The following is a 21,717-nucleotide window of genomic DNA, read 5'->3' on the forward strand; positions in this document are numbered from 1 at the left end:
GGTTATAAATTTATAGAAATAAAAAGTAATATTAAATTTAGATAAATTTATTTTATGTTTAATTTATGTTTAATGGATATTGGGGTCAAGGCGAAAAATGCAAAGATATTTAAAAGTGCTGAGATTATTTTGGACTGCGGCGATCGCTGCGGAAATGGAATATCGTATTAATTTTATCATTGCTGCTCTTAGTAGTTTAGGTAATTTAGTCGGTAGTATCTTTGGTTTGTTCCTATTTTACCGCACAGGCTACACTTTTACAGGTTGGTCATGGGAAGCAGCTTTAGTAGTTTTAGGAGTTTTCACCTTATTACAAGGCTTTAGTGCTACCTTTCTCTCTCCCAATTTAAATCGCATTGTGCGCCATGTCCAGGAAGGGACTTTAGACTTTGTATTATTAAAACCTGTTCGCAGTCAGTTTTGGTTATCTTGTCACACCTTTTCCCTCTGGGGAATACCAGATTTAATCTTTGGGTTACTGATAATTGGCTATGCTGGTACTAAACTTAGCTTAGGAATTGACAGATATCTATTTACCCTCTGGCCATTATTTTGTGGTTTAGTTATTCTTTACAGTTTGTGGTTTATACTAGGAGCAACCAGCATTTGGTTTGTTAAAATATACAATATTACAGAAGTATTAAAAGGGTTTTTAGAAGCGGGAAGATATCCAATTACTGGCTATCCTGCGGTTTATCGCTTTTTCTTTACCTTTGTATTACCAGTATCCTTTTTAACTACTATTCCCGCCCAATCCATGTTAGGAGAAATTGAATTTACCTCGTTGCTAAGTGCAGGATTATTAGCTTTTGTATTATTTTTCATTTCTACTCAGTTTTGGCGATTTGCTCTCCGTTTTTATACTAGTGCTTCCAGTTAGGTGATAGGTGACAGGTGACAGGACATACTGAAATCCTTCTTCCCTGTTCCCTGTTCCCTGTTCCCTGTTCCCTGTTCCCTAACTCAACCGAAAATTCACAGAATCAAACCGGATTCCTATATTACAGCAGTTTTCATGTATTTGTACCACACGCTAATTTTTCTATTCCTTTCTTCCTTTGCGTCTTTGCGCCTTTGCGTGAGATATAAAATGTGGTTCATTTACCCGAAAATCGCTGTAATCATAATTTCATAATGTGTTGTCAATGTAGGCTGACCCTAAAAAACCCAACCCACATTTAAGCCAGACAAAACAAAAGAAATTACAACATATCTGGATTTTCACCCAACTCTCGTAATCTAGCAGCTAACCTAGTCGCTTTTGCTTTAGCAGCTTCCTCTCGTGATTTAGCTTCCTCCTCTCGTGATTTAGCTTCTTTTTCTCGTGCTTTAGCAACTTCTGCTTGTGATTTAGCGGCTTGGGCTTGTAATTTAGCAGCCTCCTCTGGTAACAAAACTAGATTACCAGCAACATCATAAAACCGCGCCCAAATTGCGGTTTCTCTGTCTATAGTTCCTTCCCAAGTTCCCAACCATAAACCTAAACGTCTACACCATAGCCAACCATTTTCATTTGGTGTCAAAGGTTGATACTGTTGTTCATGATCTAAATGCCATCCTTGTAAAGAATTGGCATCAAATGGGTCATAGACAAAGTAATCTGAAGTATGGAAAGTTTGTTCGTACAAGTCTTTTTTAATTCCCTTATCTATCCCTGCTGTAGACCGTGACATTAATTCTACAATCACATCAGGATAGCGACCATTTTCTTCCCAAACTACCCAACCTTGTCGAGGATTGCTACCATCAACATTGAGAACCACAAAGAAATCAGGACCGCGAAAATCACGATGGCGAATTTGGCTACTGCTGTAGTATATAAACATATTGCCCCCAGTAAAATAATCATTGCGGTCAGACCAAATCTGCTGCAACGAACGAATGAGGACATTCATAGCAATACGGTGACGATTTGATTCCAAGACTTCACCATCATCAAATATTAAATCTGTTGGTGGGTTATGGGCTTCCCAGTCCACAACGGCTAGATTGTTGTCGGTAGTCATGTAATTATTACCTTTTTCACCAAGCCCTAAACTCCTATGATAATTTGATCAATATCAAAGGCGATACAAATTAGCAAAGCAGTAGATTAATTCAGGGTGTGCTATCAATATATAAAAACTGCTGTAACTGATGGAACAACATCACAATATATCTGGATTTTCACCCAATTCTCTTAATCTCGCAGCTAATTTCGCCGCTTTAGCTTTAGCATTTTCCGCTTGAATTTTAAACTTTTCCGCTTCTACTTTAACTTTTTCTACTTGTGCTTTGTCAGCCTCCTGTGGTAACAAAACTAAATTACCAGAAATATCATAAAAGCGCAACCAAGTTGCAGTTTCCCTATCTATAGTTCCTTCCCAAGTTCCTAACCACAAACCTAAATGTCTACACCAAAACCAACCATTTTCATTAGGTGTTAAAGACCGATATTCTTGGTTATCATCTAAATGCCATCCTTGGAAAGAATTAGGGTCAAAGGGGTTGTAAAGAAAATAATCTGAGGTGCGGAAAATCTGATTTTTAAGGTGGTTTTTGACACTATCTATTTCTGTTGTAGCTGGTGACATTAATTCCACAATCATATCAAGATAGCGACCATTTTCTTCCCAAACTACCCAACCTTCCTTAGAATTATTACTATCAACATTGAGAACAGCAAAGAGGTCAGAACCGCGAAAATTACGGTTTTTAACTTGGCTACTGCTGTAGTAAATAAACATATTACCCTGAGTAAGATAATCATTGCGGTCAGACCAAAGCTGCTGTAATGACCGAATGAGGACATTCATAGCAATTTGGTAACGATTTGATCTCAATGGTTTATGATCATCAAATATTAAATCCCTATGTCGGTTATAGGGTTTCCAGTTCACAATGGCTAGATCGTTGATACTCATAAGTAACTATCACCTTTTTCATCAAGCCTCAAACTTCTATGATAATCTATTTGGGACTTTTTAACGGTATTTTTGTATGGTGGTAATTACTGAAAATTTATCAGCTAATCTCAAGTAGCACAACTAGGGCAGACAAGATACTCACCCACCAAGAGTCTAATAAAACATTAATGTGCAAATATATGTCTTTGAGCTTACCAATTATCTATAATAGACCTGTCCGCTTAAATTTGCGTTTTCTAGAAACCTTGTAGAGACGTGACCTGGGTAGGGATTCTCGGCTCTACATTCTTTTCAGGAATGGAACGTCTCTAGCATGATTACGTAATTATGTTGTCTAAAAAAACACAAATTACTAGTAAATCTGTCTTGATTCTATCTTTCTAAATCCTTAATTTCCTTGGGAACTTTGGCTGTTAATACCTCATTTCCCTCAGAAGTAACTAATACATCATCTTCAATTCTAATCCCAATTCCAAGCCAACGCGGGTCAATTTCCGGTTGGTCTTCTGCTGGTTTGGTGTCAGGGACTATATACAGTCCCGGTTCTATTGTCAGCACTTGGCCAGGTTGTAAGATTTGCGGGTTTTCTCCATGTTGATAAATTCCCACATCATGCACATCTAAACCTAACCAATGGCTGGTACGGTGCATATAAAAGGCTTTATATTTTTCCTCCTCTATTAATTTATCAATTTCCCCTTTGAGTAAACCCAGTTCCACTAATCCCTCTGTTAATATCCGCACCGCTGCATTATGAGGTGCATAGAAAGAATTACCTGGTTTTACTTCTGCTATCGCTTGTTTTTGTGCTGCTAATACAACTTCATATAATGCTTTTTGTTCTGGTGTGAATTTACCACTAACGGGAAATGTGCGGGTAATATCTGAATTGTAATAACCGTAAGCGCAACCAGCATCAATCAACAGTAAATCATTTTCTTGTATTTGACAGTTATTTTCAATGTAATGCAGTACGCAAGCATTCGCACCAGATGCAACAATAGAAGGATAAGCAGGACCCATTCCCCCCCGTAACCGGAAAATATGCTCTATTTCGGCTTGAATTTCATATTCATAACGTCCCGGCGCGGCGTTTTTTAAAGCATAGTCATGAGCTTCTACTGCAATTTGTACAGCTTGACGCATTAGGTCTAGTTCTGTTTTGCTTTTATAGAGTCTCATATTGTGCAGAAGAATACTAGGATCTGCGATCGCAACTGGTCCTGTACCTCGTTTAGGGTAAGTTCGCAGTAAACTTTGGTAATGTTGGATGATTTTATCATTAAAATTGCGATCGCGTCCCAAATGATAATAAATGCGGTCCGCTTTTTCTAAATATTGCGGTAACTTCTCGTCTAACTCTGTAATGGGGTAAGCTATATCTGCACCATAAAATTCTTTTGCTCCTTCTACTCCACAACGATAACCATTCCAAACTTCCTTTTCTGGATCTTTCGGTTGCACAAATAATATAAAGCGATGCTCTGGGTGATGAGGTGCTAATACTACTACTGCTTGCGCTTCATTAAACCCGCTTAGGTAAAAGAAATCACTATCTTGACGGTAAACATACTCAACGTCATTGTGCATGACTGCTGTGGGCGCACTTCTGAAAATCGCTGTACCGCTGCCTATTTTCGTCATTAATTCCTGACGACGTTGCTGATATTCTGTTTGCATAGCTGATTTATTAATAGTGTTGTTTTTGGCTTTAACAATTATAGACTACGGAGAACGTTGTCGGGAAAATTGCTAATTTTACTTATTTTAGCCAATTTCCCCCTGAATGGATGAATTAATCTCAAATCTCTCAACTCAAGAACAACCTCTACCGATTTGTGTACAAGTATATCAGGTGCAAAGAGAATTTTAGCAGCTTTACAAGCCTTATCTATACTGAATATGACAGTTACAGCTAGCGGCTATTTAGGTGAATGTGGTAATGGTTCAATGGTGTTAGTATTACCGGAGATGGTTTAGTATTGTCGGGTTTTACCTCTCGAACAACACTTATAATCTGGTAAAAAAGGTAAAAATGCTTTATCATCGGTTTAATCCCCAAGGATAAAGATCACTGAAAATATATAAATTCTGTAATTTGGTGCAAATTAGAAGTGAGGGAATGAATGGATATTCAGCATCTACGTCAATCATTAAAAATGAACTGGCTGAGTTATTATGAACAAAATCGTTCTTGGCTAGTTAAAATGCGAATTTGGAAAGATTATGATGGTATACGCCGTCCTTCTTCTGGTTACATAATCGCAACTTTATCTACTTTAGAATCAGAGTTTAAAAAAATTCTCCCTTTTATTTTGGATTTAAATAATAATCCTGATCAAATAATTACGGCTTTAGGTTTACACTTCAATCCTGAACAGGAATTAAATAGCTTGAAATCTCAGCATTCTACAGCGAAAAATGAGATTGTTAGCACCTCTCCTATTCGCATACCATTGACAAATTCATCTATAACCAAAGAGCGTAAACAGGTATTATTGAAAATGACTACTGGTGCTTCAGTATTTGCAGTGGCCAAGCCAGTTTATCATCATTCTTTAGTTAGGCTACCTGTTCCGTTTCTCCGGGAACAAATAGCTAAGAAATCACTGGCTATAACTACTCAAATCTCCAGCCAAAATATTCTCTTTGCTTCATCTCATTCTAGCAGTAGTTTACCTTCTTGGATAGATGAATTTTGTCGAGGTAGAGGAAATGGATGAAGCTGTATAATATCTTATGATTAATTCACCTCAGATATACGCAGATGAATTAATTGATTTTTTTAATTTGGGATTAAGTTGGTAAATTACCCGTTATTCAAGGGATATTCGTGATTTACAAAGGAAATAGCAACTATTTCTCCCTCTGTTTCCCCAATTTGCACTTTTAAACCGACTCCACCGGCTTTACTTCTGATGTAACCTAGTCCAAAATGACCATTAGGGGTGGTTGTATAGCTGGTGAGTTTACCTACTTTTTCTTCCCCAATGGTAATGATTGTTCCTGGTTCAGCAGCACCATTGAGATGAATACCCCAAAGGTATTGTTTTACACCTTGATATGTGTTCAGTCTGGCAATGGTTTCTTGACCGATATAACAACCTTTGTTAAAGGAAATTGTCTGCCATAAACCAACTTCTAAGGGGTTATAATCATCCGTAAGTTCTGCATCTGGGGCGGGACGGCCTTGTAATATTCGCAACATTTCCCAGGTGCGATCGCTCAATTCTCCAGCACCATAACTCAGAATTTTATTCCACAATATTTCTTTATTTGTGACTGGTAAAATTAGAGTATATCCCGGTGTAGCTAATCCGCTACCCACTGCAACTATCACCCCATCAACTAAAATATGATTACCATAAGGTTGACCAATTAAATCACCAGCACCCAATTGTTCGACAATACCATGGCTTTGGAGTCCAATAAGGCTAAAAGTCGCCGTTTCTGTGGTAATATCAGTCAATTTGACCTTATCTGCAAAGAAGATATAACGATCTAACCATTGCATGAGTAGCTGACGACGGTTAGGGGAAACTAAGAGTAAAACAGCATCATCTAATACATAACTAGTGACTAAATCAATCGTCCGGGCTGTAGATGTCACCATGACAGTATCACAGCCCTGACCGGGTTTGAGGACTTGAAAATTATTTGTGCTTTGATTGTGTAAAAAACGTAGTCTGTCATCATCATAAACACGGATACGACCCCAATGAGAGTGATCGCTTATAAATACACCTTCTTTGATTAATTGGATAGGATTTGCATTTTGGTCATTAATTGCAGATGTTAACATAATTTTGTAAGTCTAGTTTAGTTGAAAGTTTGTTCTTCAGCATGGATTTGTGTTAGAATCGGGGGGAATATCATTGAGTAGGGGTAATCCCCGCTATTTCCAATCTTTAAATTTGCAACTGAATCTAATTTACGACAAAATTCCTGCCAAGAACTAATCAATAGTTATCATAAATTTTTAGGAAATTCTTGTCATGAAAATAAATTAATCGAATAACACATTTGCTTATTCAAACCTCCCTTGAGATTCTATATTTTTGCTACAACCTCAAAAGTAACAATTTTCCCAGGTTGAATATTCACAGCCCCTTGACATATTTCCTCAAACTTGATATACTGTTCTAGTAAGTCCAATGGTTGACCTAAAGTGAGAAAATCACTTCGCAAAAATAACTCGGCTGTTGTTCCATGACATTCATAACAGCGAAGAATGTATTTTTCAGGATGATCTTCACTGGGTTTAAGTGCCATAATAATTAAATTATCCGCTGATAAGTCTAAAAAACTTTGACTTTGGCAAGCATTTTTGTTAAATTTCCGCTTTGGCGGATTTGCTAATATTTCCAAGGGTACATTTAATTCATAACCTCGTTTAACTGTATCCCCTTCTTCCCAACTCCCTAGATGAGAATACAAGCCATAAGTAAATTGATGTATACCTGTATCAGCTTGATTGTCTGGCCATTGGGAACTTCTCAGCAGAGTTAAACGCAGTTGATTAGGTTTAGCATCGTAACCATATTTACAATCATTAAGAAGACTAACTCCGTATTTTCCGGTTTGCGTATCTGCGGTTATATCTGACCACCGTAAAGCGGGTACTTCCCATTTTGCTTTATCTGCGGGGGTTTGGGGATTTGTGGGACGACGGATAACACCGCAGGGGATTTCATAAGTGACAAATTCCGCTGCGAAATTCAGGGGAAAAGCTGTTTTTACTAATACCTGATTTTCCAGCCAATTTACAGTATTAGCTATTTTCAAAAGTGGTGAACCAAGCTGTAAAATGTAATCTTGACAAAATTCCGATTTTCCCAGTTGACGCACTACCCGCAAGCGTTGTTGAATTTCTCCATATTCTTGCCACTGAATTGATTTTAATTTTGTTGGCGGTAGAGGTTTTGTGTTATAATCGGGGTCAATATTCCAAGCGTCCCAATATTGGCCGCTGTCGCTAAAAGCTTGGAGTTGGTTTCCCGCACCATTTAAAATTTCTCGTTGTTGGGTTTTATCAAAGACACTATCCAAGTCTCCAGTTTCTGGGTTAACCTGGATTTGTAGATATTCATTTTCTAAAATCCAATTTTTCGGAAATATTTGGGGTTGTGTGGGGGAAGATGGAGACAGCCAGAAAATGCTATAACCTAGAGATGGGACTGTTGGGAGAAATAATAAAGTTGAATTTTCGCAAGGTTGGGAAGAAATTTCTTTTCCTTGAATATCGAAAATTCCATAATTCTCTCCAGAATTTTCATATTCTTCTTGGTCTGCTATGATGATTTTCGATAAGTCAACGCTGACAACTTCCCGACGTTCCCAGTTGAGAGGGTTGAAAATTATGATGGGGATGGCATTATGATCAGGTGGTTGTGGTAAACTAATTTGGGATGCTATATCTATTAATGAGTTTGCTAAGATATTTTTCCCGACTTTTTCCACTGCTTCCCATGCTGGTAAAGCGTCTTGGTAAACTTGAGTAATGGAAGAACCAGGTAAAATATCGTGAAACTGATTAAATAAAACTTTTTTCCAAGCTGTTTCTATTTCTGTGTGGGGGAATTTTGTACCGCAGAGGATATTTGCTAAAGTTGCGAACAACTCAGCACTATATAATAGATGTTCAGATTTGCGATTCCAGCGTTTTTGGTCTCCGTGGGTAGTATAACATCCCCGGTGAAATTCTAAATAAAGTTCGTTTTCCCAAGTTGGTAAATTTTGACTTGGTAAATTTTGACTTTGGGATTTTATTTTCTGGAGATATTTTTGAGCAGTTGTAAATTTCAACTTGGGGAAAATTGGAGAATGTTCCCAACGTCTCGCAACTTCTAACATATCACGAGTTGGACCTCCACCATGATCACCAACACCAGGAAGCCAAAGACTAGTTTGTAAACCTGTTTGGGTTTTCCACTCACAAGCATACCTGGCCATCTTAACAGGTTCAACGGTTTCGCCCATGGGTGGGGACATAAAACTTAATATTTGACTACCATCAGGCGATCGCCACCAAAATAAGTCATAATTAAATTTAGTTGTATCATTCCAGCGAAGTTTTTGAGTAACAAAGAACTCAATTCCCGCATTTGCGAGAAATTGGGGTAAGGTCGCACAAAAACCGAAAGTGTCAAGAACCCAAACCACAGGAGATATTTTTCCAAACTTGTGGAGAAAATACCGCTGTCCATATAATAACTGACGAACTATAGACTCCCCAGCAATTAAATTCAAATCTGGTTCTACCCAAAAACCTCCCAAAATTTCCCATTTTCCCTTTTCAACTTGATTTTGAATTTCTCGAAATAGGTCAGGACGATTTTCTTCTACCCAAGCGTACAAAGCTGGTGTAGTATGACAGAAAATCAATTCGGGAAAATCCTGTTGAAGTTTTAAAACTGACTCAAAGGTATTTTGTGCTGCTTTCCAAGTTTCCGCGACCACCCATAACCATGCTAAATCTAAATGTGCATGACCCAATAAATGAATTTCCGGTTTTTGTTCACAGATAAAATCAGATAAACCCAAATAAGTTTGTCGTAAATTCAGTAAATAGGTTTTCCAGTCTTGGTTTTCGGTGTTTTTGAGATTTGTAACTCTTTCAACTGCTGCTGATAAAGCTGGTAATTTTTCGGGTGCGAAGTTTTCTAGAAGAATTTCCACAATGGCTAATTCATCAGCGATAAAACCAGCATCATCATGATTATAGATCATTGTTTCATAAATTGCCAGCGATCGCATCAAAGCCCCATCACAATGTCCCGGACTAACTAACCGCAAAATTATGGTAAAATTTTCTCCAGGACTTACTTGAGGACTAATTAAAACTCGTGGTGAAGCATCAAACAAGTCTCCAGTTAATACTAACTTACCATTAACGTATACTTCTACATTTTCAGCCCACCAAACCAAAGCCAAGCGCAAAGACAGACCGCTTAAAGGAAAATCCTGTAAACTGTGGGGAATAGAGAAATTTTGTCCTAACCATAATACCTGTTTTCCGCCTTTCCAGGAAATATGGCCTTTTTCATTAACTTCAACTGGTTGCCAATCAATTATACTAAATGGGATAAAATCAGTAACTACTGCGTCAGTTTCGTGATATTTCCAGGTTGACTGGATATCAACCTGACAACAAGCACGTAAATTTTCAATAGCCGTGGATATAGATTTGGTATTTAATGATGGTAAAGGAAGAGTCATATTTCCAGTAAAATAATCCAGTAAAATAATTCAGTAAAATAATCAGGTTGATAATTAAGAATTTTTGATTCTCGAATTAAGATCATCCAAGGTTACAACTTCAACATTATCATTATGTCTTCCGGTTCTTCAAATCGCTATCAAAGTAAACTGTTTAATTTTGTCTACCAGCAGACTCAACGGTTGACCCAAACATGGGAAAACATTTTCAAAAATCTACAAGTTGCGACTCAGGTGGGTGTAGGTTCTCTACTTTATCCACTTTACCAGTTATTGCCACAAAAAGAATGGTCCGAAAAAAAAATACAGCCGATAATTCCTCCAGAAACGGACGCAGCAATTCAACATATATTAGATATAGTTAAAAATCTTCCTGCTGAGGGTGGTAATTTAGAGATTTCCCAAAAAACAAATTCTTTAACTCCTTTAACTTTTATAGGATCTTTGTGGGAGAGATTTTTTCCTAAACAAAGTTCCTCAAGGTCGGAAAACACTCTTCAAAAGCATATACCTAAAGTCCAGGGAATTGCGACGGAATTAAAAACTGGGAATTTGGTGTTAGTTGGTACTGATAATCGCATTTTTGATATTTTCACAACCCAGGAAAACTCCCAGCTAAAAGATAGAATTAATAGAGAATTGATTCATTATGAGTATCCTGCTTCGCAAAAACAAATATTACCAAAAATTGATTTACTCCTAAATAAACTAACTGATAAAAAACCGACCCAAGTTTTTGGGTTTCTAGATAAATTAGTTGCTAATTTGGAAATTACAGCTTTAGTCTCCATAGGAAAAAGTGGTCAAAAAATTCTTGATAACTTAGTAGTTAACAATGATGATTCAAAAACCGAAAAAGCGGATATTGCTAATCTAATTACCGCAGCGATAAATTACTTCTTAGGAGGAAGAAATATTTATCAAATTCAATCAAATGCTGCTGCTGAAAAAGCAGAAATTAAATCAGACCTTCAAAACAGTTTACCGCTAAATCATGGAGATGCTTGGTTGACATGGGATGATCTGTTTGGTAATCCCAGTACCAATATATCCGATTATAGTGGTTTTAACCCCCTAAAGCCAGCAAATTCGAGATTATTGAATAACCGGGAGAAAATCGCCCAAAAAACACCTGAATCTGAAAATCAGGAATGGGAGGAAAAAGACAGTCAAACCAACCAAGGATTTAATTTTAAGCCCGACTGGATTGATATTTCTGCGACCTCTTTAGGCTACGAAAAACACCCACTAGAACAAATTTTACACTGGCTAGATCAGTTAATATCATGGATAGAACAGATACTAACAAACACGGTTTATTTTTTCCGAGGCTTATTATTAGGGAGATAAATAGGGCTTGCTGATAGCGTAGCGTGGCGTTAGCCATATAAACCTAAAACCATTTATTAACAAAGGGTTTCGCGGATTTTTACCACAAAAAAGTGCTAGGTTTTGGCTAATGGTGTCTCAAAATAAGTGCATTTTTCTTTGTTGGATTTGGAAAATTGAGGATATCCAGACAGTTAAAACTATTCCCTGTTCCCTGTTCCCTGTTCCCTATTCCCTCCCCTCACAGACAACTTTTTCAGCAAGCCCTAAATAGGATAAAATCAAAATTCTACAATAACTGGTGTATGGTCACTGGGTTGATTTAACTTTCGTGGTTCAACATCAATAATGCAACTTTGAGCGCGTTCATACAAATCCGGTGTCAGATAATGATGATCTATACGCCAACCCAGGTTTCGCTTAAACGCAGCAGTACGATAATCCCACCAAGTATAGTTTTCTCCTTTATGATTAAATTTACGAAAAGCATCTGCGAAACCTAAACTCAGAATATCTCGTAAAGCTTGACGTTCCGGTACAGAAGCCATAATGTGATTATCTATCTTCACTTTATCATTAATATCTATATTTTCCAAAGCAATATTAAAATCACCACAGATAGAAATAGGAGAACTTGTTAATAATAATACCTGTAAATATTCCTTGAGTAATTTTAACCAACCCAACTTATACTCATACTTTTCGCTACCTATAGATGAACCATTAGGAACATAAAGATTAACAATTCTGATTCCTGAAAATACACCTGTAATTACTCTTTTTTGTGTGTCCCATTCCGAATCCACATTTGGTAAAATAGCCGTAAAACCCGTACTAACATCTGTTAAAGATTGACGACTAATCAAAGCTACTCCATTATAAGACTTTTGTCCTGATATATATAAATAATAACCTAATTTTTCAAAATCGAGACGGGGAAAATCCTGATCTATAACCTTAGTTTCTTGTAAACATAAAACATCAACCGGATTTTCGCTTAACCAATTGATCACCTGTTCCAACCGTGTTCGTACAGAATTAACATTCCAAGTAGCAATTTTCATGGTTTAGTCATCAAAGTAAATGCAAAATAAAAGTCAGGTGTAAAGTAATTGTCCCATAAAAATTTAGCTATTGATGATCTTGGTCATAGATGAACCAAATTCATATTTGTAATATGATCCCCGCGATAGATGAACAAAGTCTATACTAACTTGTAGGTTAATAATGTTTTCATAAATTTTTCATTTTGATAAATATCTTTTTGGGAAAAAACCATAAAATACCGTTAATTTAGCATTTGTTGATAGTTTTCACCACTAAATTCTCTCAGTTCTCTGAATATCTGACCTTATTCTAGGTCAGATAAATACATACCTCAACCATAATACTACTGACTTATCGTAATTTTTGTCAAGGAGGATTTAGCATGAGTATTATAGTTAACACCTGTCCCTGTTGTGGTGGTTCAGTTTTGCGTCATGTTCGTTACCATGGAGTTTATTGGTTTTGTCTTTCCTGTAAACAAGAAGTACCAGTCTTGAATATAAATATTGTATCTGATACAATATCACATTTAGAACCCCATAATCAAGAGATTTTACCTCAAAGTGCGTTGAGTTCTTAAATTTTTCTTTTTTTTCTCCCAATTTTTCCCAACTTCTATTTTAGGGATTAACCACCTTGTTAGCAGCATTACTCTACGGACAAGAAGATTTACGTCTAGAACAAGTTCCCGAACCCACTCCCGCAGCGGGGGAGGTAGTAATTCAAGTCGAAGCGGCCACCACCTGCGGTACAGATTTAAAAGTATGGCGACGCGGTGGCCATGCTAAAATGTTAACACCCCCAACCTTGTTTGGTCATGAAGGGGCGGGGCGCATTGTGGCTATCGGTGCTGGAGTAACTAATTGGCGGGTGGGAGATCGCGTAGTAGCAAATAATTCAGCCCCCTGCATGAAATGTTTCTTTTGTCAACGTCGAGAGTATTCTTTATGCCCCAATTTAACTTGGAATAACGGTACATTTGCGGAGTATATAAAAATCCCCGCCACGATTGTCCAGCATAATCTATTACAAATACCCGACCAATTACCTTCCGTATTAGCCGCCATGACCGAACCGCTGGCCTGTGTATTACATGGTATCAGCCGTTCCCAGGTCAAACCCCATGACCGAGTAGTGGTTTTAGGTGATGGTGCAATTGGGTTAATGTTTGTAGCCGTTCTATCGGAATATACTGAGGTAATGCTGTGGGGCGGTAATAATAAACGCCTAGAAATCGGTGAAAAGTTAGGTGCAGCCCGGACTTTTAATTATCATCAAGTCACAGATATTCCTAACACAGTCAGGGAATTAACTGATGGCTGGGGCGCAGATGTAGTTATAGAAGCCACTGGTATACCCAGTGTCTGGGAAAAAGCGATCGCTTGCGCCCGTCCTGGTGCAACTGTGAATCTATTTGGCGGCTGTCCCAAAGATACCACAATTACCCTGAATACGGAACAACTTCATTATAGTGAAATTACAATCAAAGGAGTATTTCATAACACTCCAGAGTATGTAAAATCCGCCCTATCACTCATTGCTAGTGGGACAATTTCCTTTGACTTACTAATTAGTGAACAAAGACCTTTACAGGATTTAGAACAGGTATTTATGGATATGAAAGCGCGGAAAGTGATTAAAGTAGCAATGTATAACTAAAAAAGGCATAACCACTCCTATGGTTTCATTGAAGTAAGAAATAAATGTCCAGACTTGTCTAGGTTTTATATAGCAGTTGACTACAAGTTTAATCTATCTTTGCTAAATCCTTACTGTTTTATGACCTTTATTTAAAGATTGCTATAAGTTATTGGTAAAGTGTATTTATATATACTTTTTTTGTGGCCGTTAAAGAACAATCTACATATAGATTCTGAATGCAGATTAACCATCTCTAGCGATAGATGTCACCTGAGTTGAACCTATAAATAAACGTGGTTTTCCCGATATTCCTCCGTAATCACCAGTCATATTGTTTGCCTATGTAGTTGACAAAAACACAGAGTTATTGAATAACTAATCTCCTTGATTAAGCGGCGATGTAAATCACAAGGACAGGGAAAATAAGATCGCATTTTATACAAAGCATTATCCTGGATAATGACTAGTAACTACAAATTGGTTTATTTCTTATGAAAACTCGATACGTCATTCGTCACCTGGTCGAAAAAGCTCTGTATATCAGAAAATTAACTCCAGAAATAGAAAATGAGATTAACTCAGAACTAACAAAGCTGGGTCATATATCCGACGTTGACTATGAAGCCTTAGAATTACTTATGGCAGAAATGGACGCTGGTAGAGTGCAGTTAGTTCCTAGTTGGGGATAGGAAAGAATTTTTCTGGCTTATGACCAAGTCGCTCTGTTTGTGTTATCATGGTATAATGCCTGTGAGCAAGACCATAGGTAATTCAAGATAAAAATACGGCGTACACCAATCTTCCGGTTGGATAGCCCATGTAGAAGTAAATAACTGTTAAGCAGATGCTTAACAGGAAATGTATCCTAGTAAGTCAACGATAAAAGAGCAAAGAATCGTGTCAGTCGAAACCATTGAGAAGCGTTCTACATCCCGCCAGCTTGCGCCTCGATATCGCGTTTTGCTTCATAATGATGATTACAATTCGATGGAGTACGTAGTTAAAGTGCTAATGACTACAGTTAATAGCATTACCCAACCCCAGGCTGTTAGTATCATGATGGAAGCTCACCATAATGGGTTAGCTTTAGTTATTACTTGCGCTCAAGAACACGCGGAATTTTACTGTGAAACACTTACCAACCATGGTTTAATTAGTACAATTGAACCTGATGAGTAGTCATTGGTCATTGGTCAAAAGAGTATAGTTTTGACTAATGATAATTGACTAATTTATGAAAATTAATCTCACCAAACTCACCCACTACCCCGTCACTGTAAGGCTGGTTTGCTTTGTGCTGGCCTTACTTTTGTTATGGCTCCCCCTAGCTGTACCAATTTATTACTTAGTCGAAGATACTAATTTAGAAAGTATCTTGACAATTGTTATATTATATGTTGAGTTTATTTTGCTGCTGAATATCTGGGGGAAAAAAGTACATCAACAGCCAGGAATATTCCGCCGTTATGGGTTAGAATTTACACGCTTTAATGGTATAGAACTATTCCAAGGGTTGACCATAGGATTAATTAGTGTTTTAGTGTTATTTGGTTTAGAAGGTGTGCTTGGTTGGTTAGTATGGCAACAACCCACAGCATTTTTAGGGAAAATAATATTAGAGGGTTTAGTAGTTGCTTTTGGTGTAGGTTTTGCAGAAGAATTATTATTTCGGGGTTGGTTACTAGATGAATTACAAAGAGATTATAAATTAAATACTGCTCTTTGGATAGATGCAATTTTATTTGCTGTTACCCATTTCATTAAACCCTTAGACGCAATTATTTATACCTTACCACAATTTCCGGCCTTAGTGCTGTTGGGTTTAACCCAGGTGTGGGGAAAACGTTGGAGACGGGGGCGTTTAGGCTTACCTATTGGTTTACATTGTGGATTAGTTTGGGGTTATTATATCATTAATGTTGGACAATTAACCCAATATTCGGGACAAGTTCCTGATTGGGTAACTGGTGTGAATAATAATCCTTTACAGGGAGTTATGGGAATATTATTCATGGCTGGACTGGCTTGGTGGACAGGTAGTCAACAATTAAAAAGGAAATTAGCTAGTTAATTATTTGCTAACTTTCCCTAAATAATACTATGCTATCATTAGGGCGTACCACTCAGAAAAGCGGTCAAATTTATGGGATTTGCACCCTAACACCTTAAATTGACACCTAAAAGTCCCCAAAATTTTTAGGTATCAATGTCTTTTAAGCCGTATTTTCAGTCGGGGGTGTACGCAAAACGTTCCCAAAGGGAATCTAAAATCTGAGGTTGCGTAAATATTGTGAAAATAATTGTTTATATTTATACTGATCCAGTATTAGATGTCCTTCCCACTCACAGTGACTGGGGTTGGGAGGTAGATAGAATTTATCAGGATTTGGGAAAGCGTACCCAACTACAACAATTATTAACTGACTTATTAACTGACTGTCAAACTCAAACAGAAACCGTCAATTATCTACTAGTTCGCCGCTTGGAAGAATTAGGTGATACTTTAACAGAAGTAAGCGATCGCCTCAAGCAACTAGAAACCATGGGAGTTGTAGTAATTGCGACACAACAACCATACACATCTAATTCTAGTCAAATCCGGTCTGAACTACTGGAATTATTACAAGAGATTCAAAATCAGCACCGTAGCCGCCGCATTCGTCAAGGACACGCTCGTAATCGCCTAGAAGCTTCACCACCTCCCGGAAAATCACCCTATGGCTACCGCAGAGGACAGGGTAAATATATTATTGATCGGACTACTTCACCTGTGGTCAAAGATTTTTTTGAACACTTTTTACTCTATGGTTCCTTAGGTGCTGCTGTTCGGTTTTTAGGTAGAAAATACGGTAAAAATATATCGGTTACGACTGGGAGACGGTGGTTAACTAATCCAGTTTATCGAGGTGATACCGCCTATCAAAATAGTGAAATTATCTCTAATACCCACGCAGCTATCATTTCCAGAGCAGAAGCCGCGCAAGTTGATAGACTATTGCGACGCAACAGCCTTTTACCACCACGCACTGCTAGTGCGCCCCGTTCTTTAGCTGGTTTAGTCATTTGTCATCAATGTCAGTTACAGATGATTGTGACTCGTGTTACCCAAAGTCATCAGGATAAAGAGTATTTATATTTACGCGCAATCAACTGTCCTCAACAGCCAAAATGTCGTGCTATTCCTTACCAAGTAGTTTTAGAAAAAACCATTGATAGTGTTTGTCGAGATTTACCTTTAGCTGTAGCGGGAATGAATTTTCCCCAATTAGATGCTATTAAAAATAGTTTAGGGAATGGTATATCTCGTCAACAAGAAATCCTCCAACAGTTACCCACTTTAATAGAAACGGGAATTTTAGATATAGAAACTGCAAAATTAAGAGCTTACAAACTCCGCACAGAAATTTCTCAACTTCAAGCTAAGTTAGCAATTCTTCCTCCTGTTAATTTGCGTTCTGTAGCTCAAGCTGTTTCCATTCCTCAATTTTGGTTGGATTTATCAGAAGTAGAACGACGATTTTACTTCCGCGAATTTATCCAACAAATTCAAATTATCCGCCAAAATCAAGAATGGTATTTACAGATAATTTTTATTTTCTAAATTATTCATCTTGATTTTTAGATGATTGTTTGCCTTTTTTACCCGCATTCCGCACATTCATAACTTTACTCAATAAATCAAACCAAAAAGGCGCACCCATAGCAATAGCAATACCGCTAATAAACCAACCACCAATCATAATCAAAATTCTAAAAATAGGTGACTTACTAACTTGGAAATTTTTCCAGTCAATTTCCCTTACAGAAACATTTGATTGACCATTTGTTACTCTTACACAAAACATTGCATTTTCTGGAGAAACATCATCTCCACAAATTTGTTGTGTTAAGTTAGGAATTGTCCAACCAATTGGTAATTCAACATCCTTTAAAAGCTCATTAGAATATGGTTGATTCATACCTAAAGCATTAGATGATTCTGCTTCTACAGCCTTTTTAATAATTATTTCCCGCAATAAGGAATCCTTAGATAGACGGTCAACAATATGAAAAGTATCTGTATTAGTAGCAATAGCTAAAGTTATACCAATTAAAATAGCAACTCCTTTTGCATTTCGTTTATAAACACCACCGGCTCTTTCCATAGAACTATCAAAACTATTTTCAATTTCTTTTCGCAAGAGATTAATACCTTCTTCCGTGGTTTTAGCTCTCATTTGCGCTCGTTTTGCCATAGTTTCAATACTATTGACTACAGAATCTGGCAAAAGATCAATTAGTTCTTTAACTTTTTTATAAGTTTCACTATCTTTGTCTTGGAGGTTGGCTATAACTTCATCATGAATATCACTACCTTTTTTAATAGATTTGACAATTTCATTGATATTAGGTTTTAGTCCTCCCAGAACTATTGCCTTTTCTGGATCTTCAAAAATATCTTTTCTCAGGAATTTTAGTTCCCGTAAAGGTTTATCTAGAATATCTTCATGATTTTCCATATTGGACTCGAAACGATATATATATTTGTCCAGGCTATCTCTCATGCGATTTATACTCATGTATATATCATATTTGTCTTTTTTAAATTCATTAATAATACGATTATATTCCAATTCCAACTGCTTATAATCTGTAGCAATATTACTAGATAATTCTTGATTATTAATACTACTGTCCAACGTGATTAAAATTTGTATAATCTCACCTAAGTGTTCTTTCTTGAATTTCTCTAGCCTGATCTCAGTTATCTTTTTTACCAGAGTTGGCAATTGTAGGGTATCCATAAAAGTATTGGCAAAATTGTCTCCACCAATATAGGAAGGCGCACTACGTTTTTGATCACCAAAAACAGTTTCTTTTCTAAATCTAGAGTTAGACTTTCTCAAGAGACTAAAGAATGAAGCAAATACCCAAGTCACCCGGCGCGGTAAAGTTGCTAATAAACCTTTGGCTTCTTGATTAATGCTTTGAATTAAAGGATTACCATAAATTCTATTAACCAGTTGAATCACTTCCGGCTTTTCTGAATTTTGAGCGTCACCAGCTAAGAAAATTTCTACGGATCTTCTCAAGTGTTCAGCACGCCATTGCAGCACTGTTGTTATTAATTCTTGAATTTCGGAAGCCAGTAAACTTAAAATTAAGTAAATAAAAATTAGGCCTAGTGCCACATCTAAAATGAAAGGTAGATTCATTGACATTCTCCTTCGGGATAATTGACCAACTTATGATAGTAGTATTTATATCATTTAACAGGGAAAATGCTTGTAAACTTTTTTAAAAAATTAATAAGAAAATGTTCGCCAAAAAATTATCTCTGTTCCTGAGAAACTGAGTTAATTTGGGATATAGCCCTGGTTTAAAATATAGGTTCTGGATAGTAAAACTGGAGATTGGCCCTGGTCTCTATGTAATGAAACCCAGCAGTCATAATATTACTAATAAAATATGCAAGAAGGAAGTTTTGTTTGGACTCATCTGGAAAAACAACACCGTGTGGTTGAAAAGAAGATTGATTGGCTTTGGTTGCTAGTATTGTTATTGGCAGCGGTAGTATTGTTTACCATTAACCTGGGGGAGTTGCCCTTACAAGATGGCGATGAGACAATTGTGGCACAGGTAGCACGGGAAATTTGGCAAGCCCCAGCAGATTCAACGCGTTGGCTTTACCCCACTTTAGGTGGTGAACCCTATCATCGTACACCGCCCCTGATGCACTGGCTAATTGCTGGGACTTATTCTCTGGGTGGTGTCAACCATTGGACAACCCGGCTACCCGGTGCGATTTTGACAGCAATTTCTGTACCCTTGTTATATTGCATTGGTAGAGAAATATTTCGCCAACGTTGGGTGGCTATTTATAGTTCTTTAATTTATCTGACAATGCTGCCTGTTGTCTGTTATGGCAGGTTGGCCATATTAGATGGCCCCGTTGTCAGTTTTTTGATATTGATGATGTGGTTTGTCTTGCGATCGCGTCGAGATTTACGCTACTGTTTAGGTATAGGGATTAGTTTTGGCTTAATTTGTCTGATTCAAGGCATGACGGGCATTTATTTGGGTGGAATTGTCTTAGTATTTCTTTATTGGGATACACCTAGACTGCTAACTTGTGATTATTTCTGGATGGGTATTTTTATTGGTTGTCTACCCGTACTTTGTTGGTATGGGTTTGAGCTATTCCACTACGGTTATCCATTGAGACTTGATATCAATACCATTATTAATGGTACTAATAATACTAATGGCAATTCACAACCACCTTGGTATTATCTACTCGAAATCTGTAAGTGGACATGGCCTTGGTTGATATTTCTACCCCAAATTATCCGTATCACCTGGGAGAATCATAACTTAAGTTGGGCAAAACTGATTATTGTCTGGTTTGGAGTTTATTTATTGATTATTTCCCTGATTAGCGTTAAACTTCCCTGGTACATACTCCCCATTTATCCTAGTTTGGCTTTAGCCTTAGGCTTTGGGTTAACAGAAATGTGTAATGTACCTTTATTTTCAAGGTATCCCCGTACTTGGGTAACGAGTTTAGCAATATTGGCGGTGGTTGCTTCAGCAGGTAGTATTTATTTTAGCTGGAGAACTGTAGACAAAGTAGAGTTGCAGATCATTTTTGCTGCTGTAGCTTTAACTATGACTTTAGCCGCAATTTTGCTAGAACGAGGCGATAAGCAATTTCTCAAAATTCTCATTTGGGGAACTTATGTATCTCTATTTCTATTCATGAGATCTAATTATTGGCTGTGGTAATTACAGAATATTACAAGTTAATGAGGCATAATAAGGTGAGCATCCTACTGATATATTTGTACATCAGATGGGTACGCCAGGTAGGCTATCATATAATAAATGCAGCAGTTAAAGAATTTGAGATTTTGGCTTTTAGATTTTAGATTTATTCTTGTGTTTACATCTGACAGCTTAAAAGCTTTGCAAATCCTGAGTTTTCAATCCAGAATTTAAAATCTAAAATTCAGTTCATGCTTCTACAAACAATCTATTTCTCAGCCTTATTGATGCTTTCAATGCGGGTAATTTCTTGGCTATCTTGACTCGTATTGTTTTGGGTTATAGTCATAATAGCCAAAAAAACCACACTTCCCACAACCAAAGACAACAGAGGACGCTTAATAGAGATAAAATCTCTAATAATCCTCGCTAAAGGTCGGCTTTGACGACGAAGAGCCGAAGATATCATCATCTGTCTCCAAATAAAGGGATCACGTACATAATGTCCACTTTGGCAAACAACTAACTTTTCTTGACAATAAGGACAGGTAAACAAACCAATGTAAGAATTAATTGGCGTTGTTCTGTTATTTCTTTGACAAATTGGGCAAGTAACATAATGATTATCAAAAGTATTTGTACTCATCTACCTCGTCCGCCTAATCCCTTGATTTTCTGTATAACAGTAGCCGTATTGAATTTTACTTAAAATTTACTACGTCTGCCATAATTACTTGTAATTATTTGAAGAATAGCATCAGATTGAGAATGGATGTCTATATGACATACTCCTTTCGATTTTAACTCAAGTTGTTAGCACTGCCAGGCCTAA

At 37.1% G+C, this 21,717-nt stretch carries 18 protein-coding genes and 1 pseudogene; 11 read left to right on the forward strand and 8 right to left on the reverse strand.

Annotated elements, in window-relative coordinates; all coding sequences use genetic code 11:
- The first annotated feature begins 97 nt into the window (after nucleotides 1–97).
- Nucleotides 98–880: an ABC transporter permease gene (locus H6G25_RS08275; RefSeq protein ID WP_190392072.1), complete on the forward strand. Its 783-nt coding sequence runs from the start codon at nucleotides 98–100 to the stop codon at nucleotides 878–880.
- 322 nt (nucleotides 881–1,202) lie between these two features.
- Here H6G25_RS08275 and H6G25_RS08280 read toward each other — a convergent pair whose 3' ends face one another.
- The 3 genes from H6G25_RS08280 to H6G25_RS08290 form a co-directional block, all read right to left on the reverse strand.
- Complete coding sequence (locus tag H6G25_RS08280) at nucleotides 1,203–2,006, reverse strand: Uma2 family endonuclease (protein WP_190392073.1); 804 nt, start codon at nucleotides 2,004–2,006, stop codon at nucleotides 1,203–1,205.
- Between the two features lie 141 nt (nucleotides 2,007–2,147).
- The gene (locus tag H6G25_RS08285; protein ID WP_190392074.1) at nucleotides 2,148–2,903 is read right to left on the reverse strand and encodes a Uma2 family endonuclease; all 756 of its coding nucleotides are present in this window, start codon (nucleotides 2,901–2,903) and stop codon (nucleotides 2,148–2,150) included.
- A gap of 375 nt (nucleotides 2,904–3,278) precedes the next feature.
- Complete coding sequence (locus H6G25_RS08290) at nucleotides 3,279–4,586, reverse strand: aminopeptidase P N-terminal domain-containing protein (protein ID WP_190392075.1); 1,308 nt, start codon at nucleotides 4,584–4,586, stop codon at nucleotides 3,279–3,281.
- A 156-nt stretch (nucleotides 4,587–4,742) separates the two neighbouring features.
- On the opposite strand from H6G25_RS08290, the gene H6G25_RS21105 reads away from it, so the two are divergent.
- Entirely contained in the window at nucleotides 4,743–4,886 is a 144-nt protein-coding gene (locus H6G25_RS21105; protein WP_242034908.1) for a hypothetical protein, read from the forward strand.
- Between the two features lie 146 nt (nucleotides 4,887–5,032).
- Entirely contained in the window at nucleotides 5,033–5,629 is a 597-nt protein-coding gene (locus H6G25_RS21630) for a DUF5331 domain-containing protein (protein WP_190392076.1), read from the forward strand.
- Nucleotides 5,630–5,715: 86 nt separating this feature from the next.
- Here the strand turns inward: H6G25_RS21630 and H6G25_RS08305 are convergent, their stop codons facing one another.
- Nucleotides 5,716–6,708: a folate-binding protein YgfZ gene (locus H6G25_RS08305; RefSeq protein WP_190392077.1), complete on the reverse strand. Its 993-nt coding sequence runs from the start codon at nucleotides 6,706–6,708 to the stop codon at nucleotides 5,716–5,718.
- A gap of 248 nt (nucleotides 6,709–6,956) precedes the next feature.
- Nucleotides 6,957–10,124 (reverse strand): alpha-mannosidase, encoded by a 3,168-nt coding sequence (locus tag H6G25_RS08310; RefSeq protein ID WP_190392078.1) that lies wholly within the window; start codon nucleotides 10,122–10,124, stop codon nucleotides 6,957–6,959.
- A gap of 114 nt (nucleotides 10,125–10,238) precedes the next feature.
- On the opposite strand from H6G25_RS08310, the gene H6G25_RS08315 reads away from it, so the two are divergent.
- Nucleotides 10,239–11,474: a hypothetical protein gene (locus tag H6G25_RS08315; protein WP_190392079.1), complete on the forward strand. Its 1,236-nt coding sequence runs from the start codon at nucleotides 10,239–10,241 to the stop codon at nucleotides 11,472–11,474.
- Between the two features lie 260 nt (nucleotides 11,475–11,734).
- Here H6G25_RS08315 and xth read toward each other — a convergent pair whose 3' ends face one another.
- On the reverse strand, nucleotides 11,735–12,517 hold the full coding sequence (gene xth, locus H6G25_RS08320; protein WP_028088806.1) for an exodeoxyribonuclease III: 783 nt from the start codon (nucleotides 12,515–12,517) through the stop codon (nucleotides 11,735–11,737).
- 365 nt (nucleotides 12,518–12,882) lie between these two features.
- Between xth and H6G25_RS08325 the strand changes: the two genes are divergently transcribed.
- The 6 genes from H6G25_RS08325 (at nucleotide 12,883) to H6G25_RS08350 (ending at nucleotide 17,742) form a co-directional block, all read left to right on the forward strand.
- The gene (locus H6G25_RS08325; protein WP_190392080.1) at nucleotides 12,883–13,080 is read left to right on the forward strand and encodes a hypothetical protein; all 198 of its coding nucleotides are present in this window, start codon (nucleotides 12,883–12,885) and stop codon (nucleotides 13,078–13,080) included.
- Between the two features lie 56 nt (nucleotides 13,081–13,136).
- The gene (locus tag H6G25_RS08330) at nucleotides 13,137–14,159 is read left to right on the forward strand and encodes an alcohol dehydrogenase catalytic domain-containing protein (protein WP_190392081.1); all 1,023 of its coding nucleotides are present in this window, start codon (nucleotides 13,137–13,139) and stop codon (nucleotides 14,157–14,159) included.
- A 473-nt stretch (nucleotides 14,160–14,632) separates the two neighbouring features.
- Nucleotides 14,633–14,830 carry a hypothetical protein gene (locus H6G25_RS08335; protein WP_190392082.1) on the forward strand — a complete coding sequence of 66 codons (198 nt, stop codon included), beginning with the start codon at nucleotides 14,633–14,635 and terminating at the stop codon, nucleotides 14,828–14,830.
- A gap of 208 nt (nucleotides 14,831–15,038) precedes the next feature.
- Nucleotides 15,039–15,320, forward strand: a complete 282-nt coding sequence (gene clpS / locus H6G25_RS08340; protein WP_190392083.1) for an ATP-dependent Clp protease adapter ClpS — start codon at nucleotides 15,039–15,041, stop codon at nucleotides 15,318–15,320.
- Between the two features lie 55 nt (nucleotides 15,321–15,375).
- Nucleotides 15,376–16,212, forward strand: coding sequence for a CPBP family intramembrane glutamic endopeptidase (locus H6G25_RS08345; RefSeq protein ID WP_190392084.1), 837 nt, complete (start codon nucleotides 15,376–15,378; stop codon nucleotides 16,210–16,212).
- Nucleotides 16,213–16,431: 219 nt separating this feature from the next.
- Entirely contained in the window at nucleotides 16,432–17,742 is a 1,311-nt protein-coding gene (locus H6G25_RS08350; RefSeq protein ID WP_190392085.1) for a recombinase family protein, read from the forward strand.
- A gap of 1 nt (nucleotide 17,743) precedes the next feature.
- Here H6G25_RS08350 and H6G25_RS08355 read toward each other — a convergent pair whose 3' ends face one another.
- Nucleotides 17,744–19,336 (reverse strand): hypothetical protein, encoded by a 1,593-nt coding sequence (locus H6G25_RS08355; protein WP_190392086.1) that lies wholly within the window; start codon nucleotides 19,334–19,336, stop codon nucleotides 17,744–17,746.
- Nucleotides 19,337–19,589: 253 nt separating this feature from the next.
- Here H6G25_RS08355 and H6G25_RS08360 point away from each other — a divergent pair.
- Nucleotides 19,590–20,903: pseudogene (locus tag H6G25_RS08360) on the forward strand (glycosyltransferase family 39 protein); the annotation flags it as partial.
- 250 nt (nucleotides 20,904–21,153) lie between these two features.
- Here the strand turns inward: H6G25_RS08360 and H6G25_RS08365 are convergent.
- Nucleotides 21,154–21,531 carry a hypothetical protein gene (locus tag H6G25_RS08365; RefSeq protein WP_190392087.1) on the reverse strand — a complete coding sequence of 126 codons (378 nt, stop codon included), beginning with the start codon at nucleotides 21,529–21,531 and terminating at the stop codon, nucleotides 21,154–21,156.
- Nucleotides 21,532–21,717 lie beyond the last annotated feature (186 nt).

It is taken from the genome of Dolichospermum sp. FACHB-1091 (assembly GCF_014697585.1).
Taxonomy (GTDB): domain Bacteria; phylum Cyanobacteriota; class Cyanobacteriia; order Cyanobacteriales; family Nostocaceae; genus Dolichospermum.

Bases quoted from the DNA above. Each gene is read 5' to 3' on its own strand.
- H6G25_RS08275 (WP_190392072.1), top strand. From the start codon at position 98: ATGCAAAGATATTTAAAAGTGCTGAGATTATTTTGGACTGCGGCGATC.
- H6G25_RS08280 (WP_190392073.1), bottom strand. From the start codon at position 2,006: ATGACTACCGACAACAATCTAGCCGTTGTGGACTGGGAAGCCCATAAC.
- H6G25_RS08285 (WP_190392074.1), bottom strand. From the start codon at position 2,903: ATGAGTATCAACGATCTAGCCATTGTGAACTGGAAACCCTATAACCGA.
- H6G25_RS08290 (WP_190392075.1), bottom strand. From the start codon at position 4,586: ATGCAAACAGAATATCAGCAACGTCGTCAGGAATTAATGACGAAAATA.
- H6G25_RS21630 (WP_190392076.1), top strand. From the start codon at position 5,033: ATGGATATTCAGCATCTACGTCAATCATTAAAAATGAACTGGCTGAGT.
- H6G25_RS08305 (WP_190392077.1), bottom strand. From the start codon at position 6,708: ATGTTAACATCTGCAATTAATGACCAAAATGCAAATCCTATCCAATTA.
- H6G25_RS08310 (WP_190392078.1), bottom strand. From the start codon at position 10,124: ATGACTCTTCCTTTACCATCATTAAATACCAAATCTATATCCACGGCT.
- H6G25_RS08315 (WP_190392079.1), top strand. From the start codon at position 10,239: ATGTCTTCCGGTTCTTCAAATCGCTATCAAAGTAAACTGTTTAATTTT.
- xth (WP_028088806.1), bottom strand. From the start codon at position 12,517: ATGAAAATTGCTACTTGGAATGTTAATTCTGTACGAACACGGTTGGAA.
- H6G25_RS08325 (WP_190392080.1), top strand. From the start codon at position 12,883: ATGAGTATTATAGTTAACACCTGTCCCTGTTGTGGTGGTTCAGTTTTG.
- H6G25_RS08335 (WP_190392082.1), top strand. From the start codon at position 14,633: ATGAAAACTCGATACGTCATTCGTCACCTGGTCGAAAAAGCTCTGTAT.
- H6G25_RS08345 (WP_190392084.1), top strand. From the start codon at position 15,376: ATGAAAATTAATCTCACCAAACTCACCCACTACCCCGTCACTGTAAGG.
- H6G25_RS08355 (WP_190392086.1), bottom strand. From the start codon at position 19,336: ATGAATCTACCTTTCATTTTAGATGTGGCACTAGGCCTAATTTTTATT.
- H6G25_RS08365 (WP_190392087.1), bottom strand. From the start codon at position 21,531: ATGAGTACAAATACTTTTGATAATCATTATGTTACTTGCCCAATTTGT.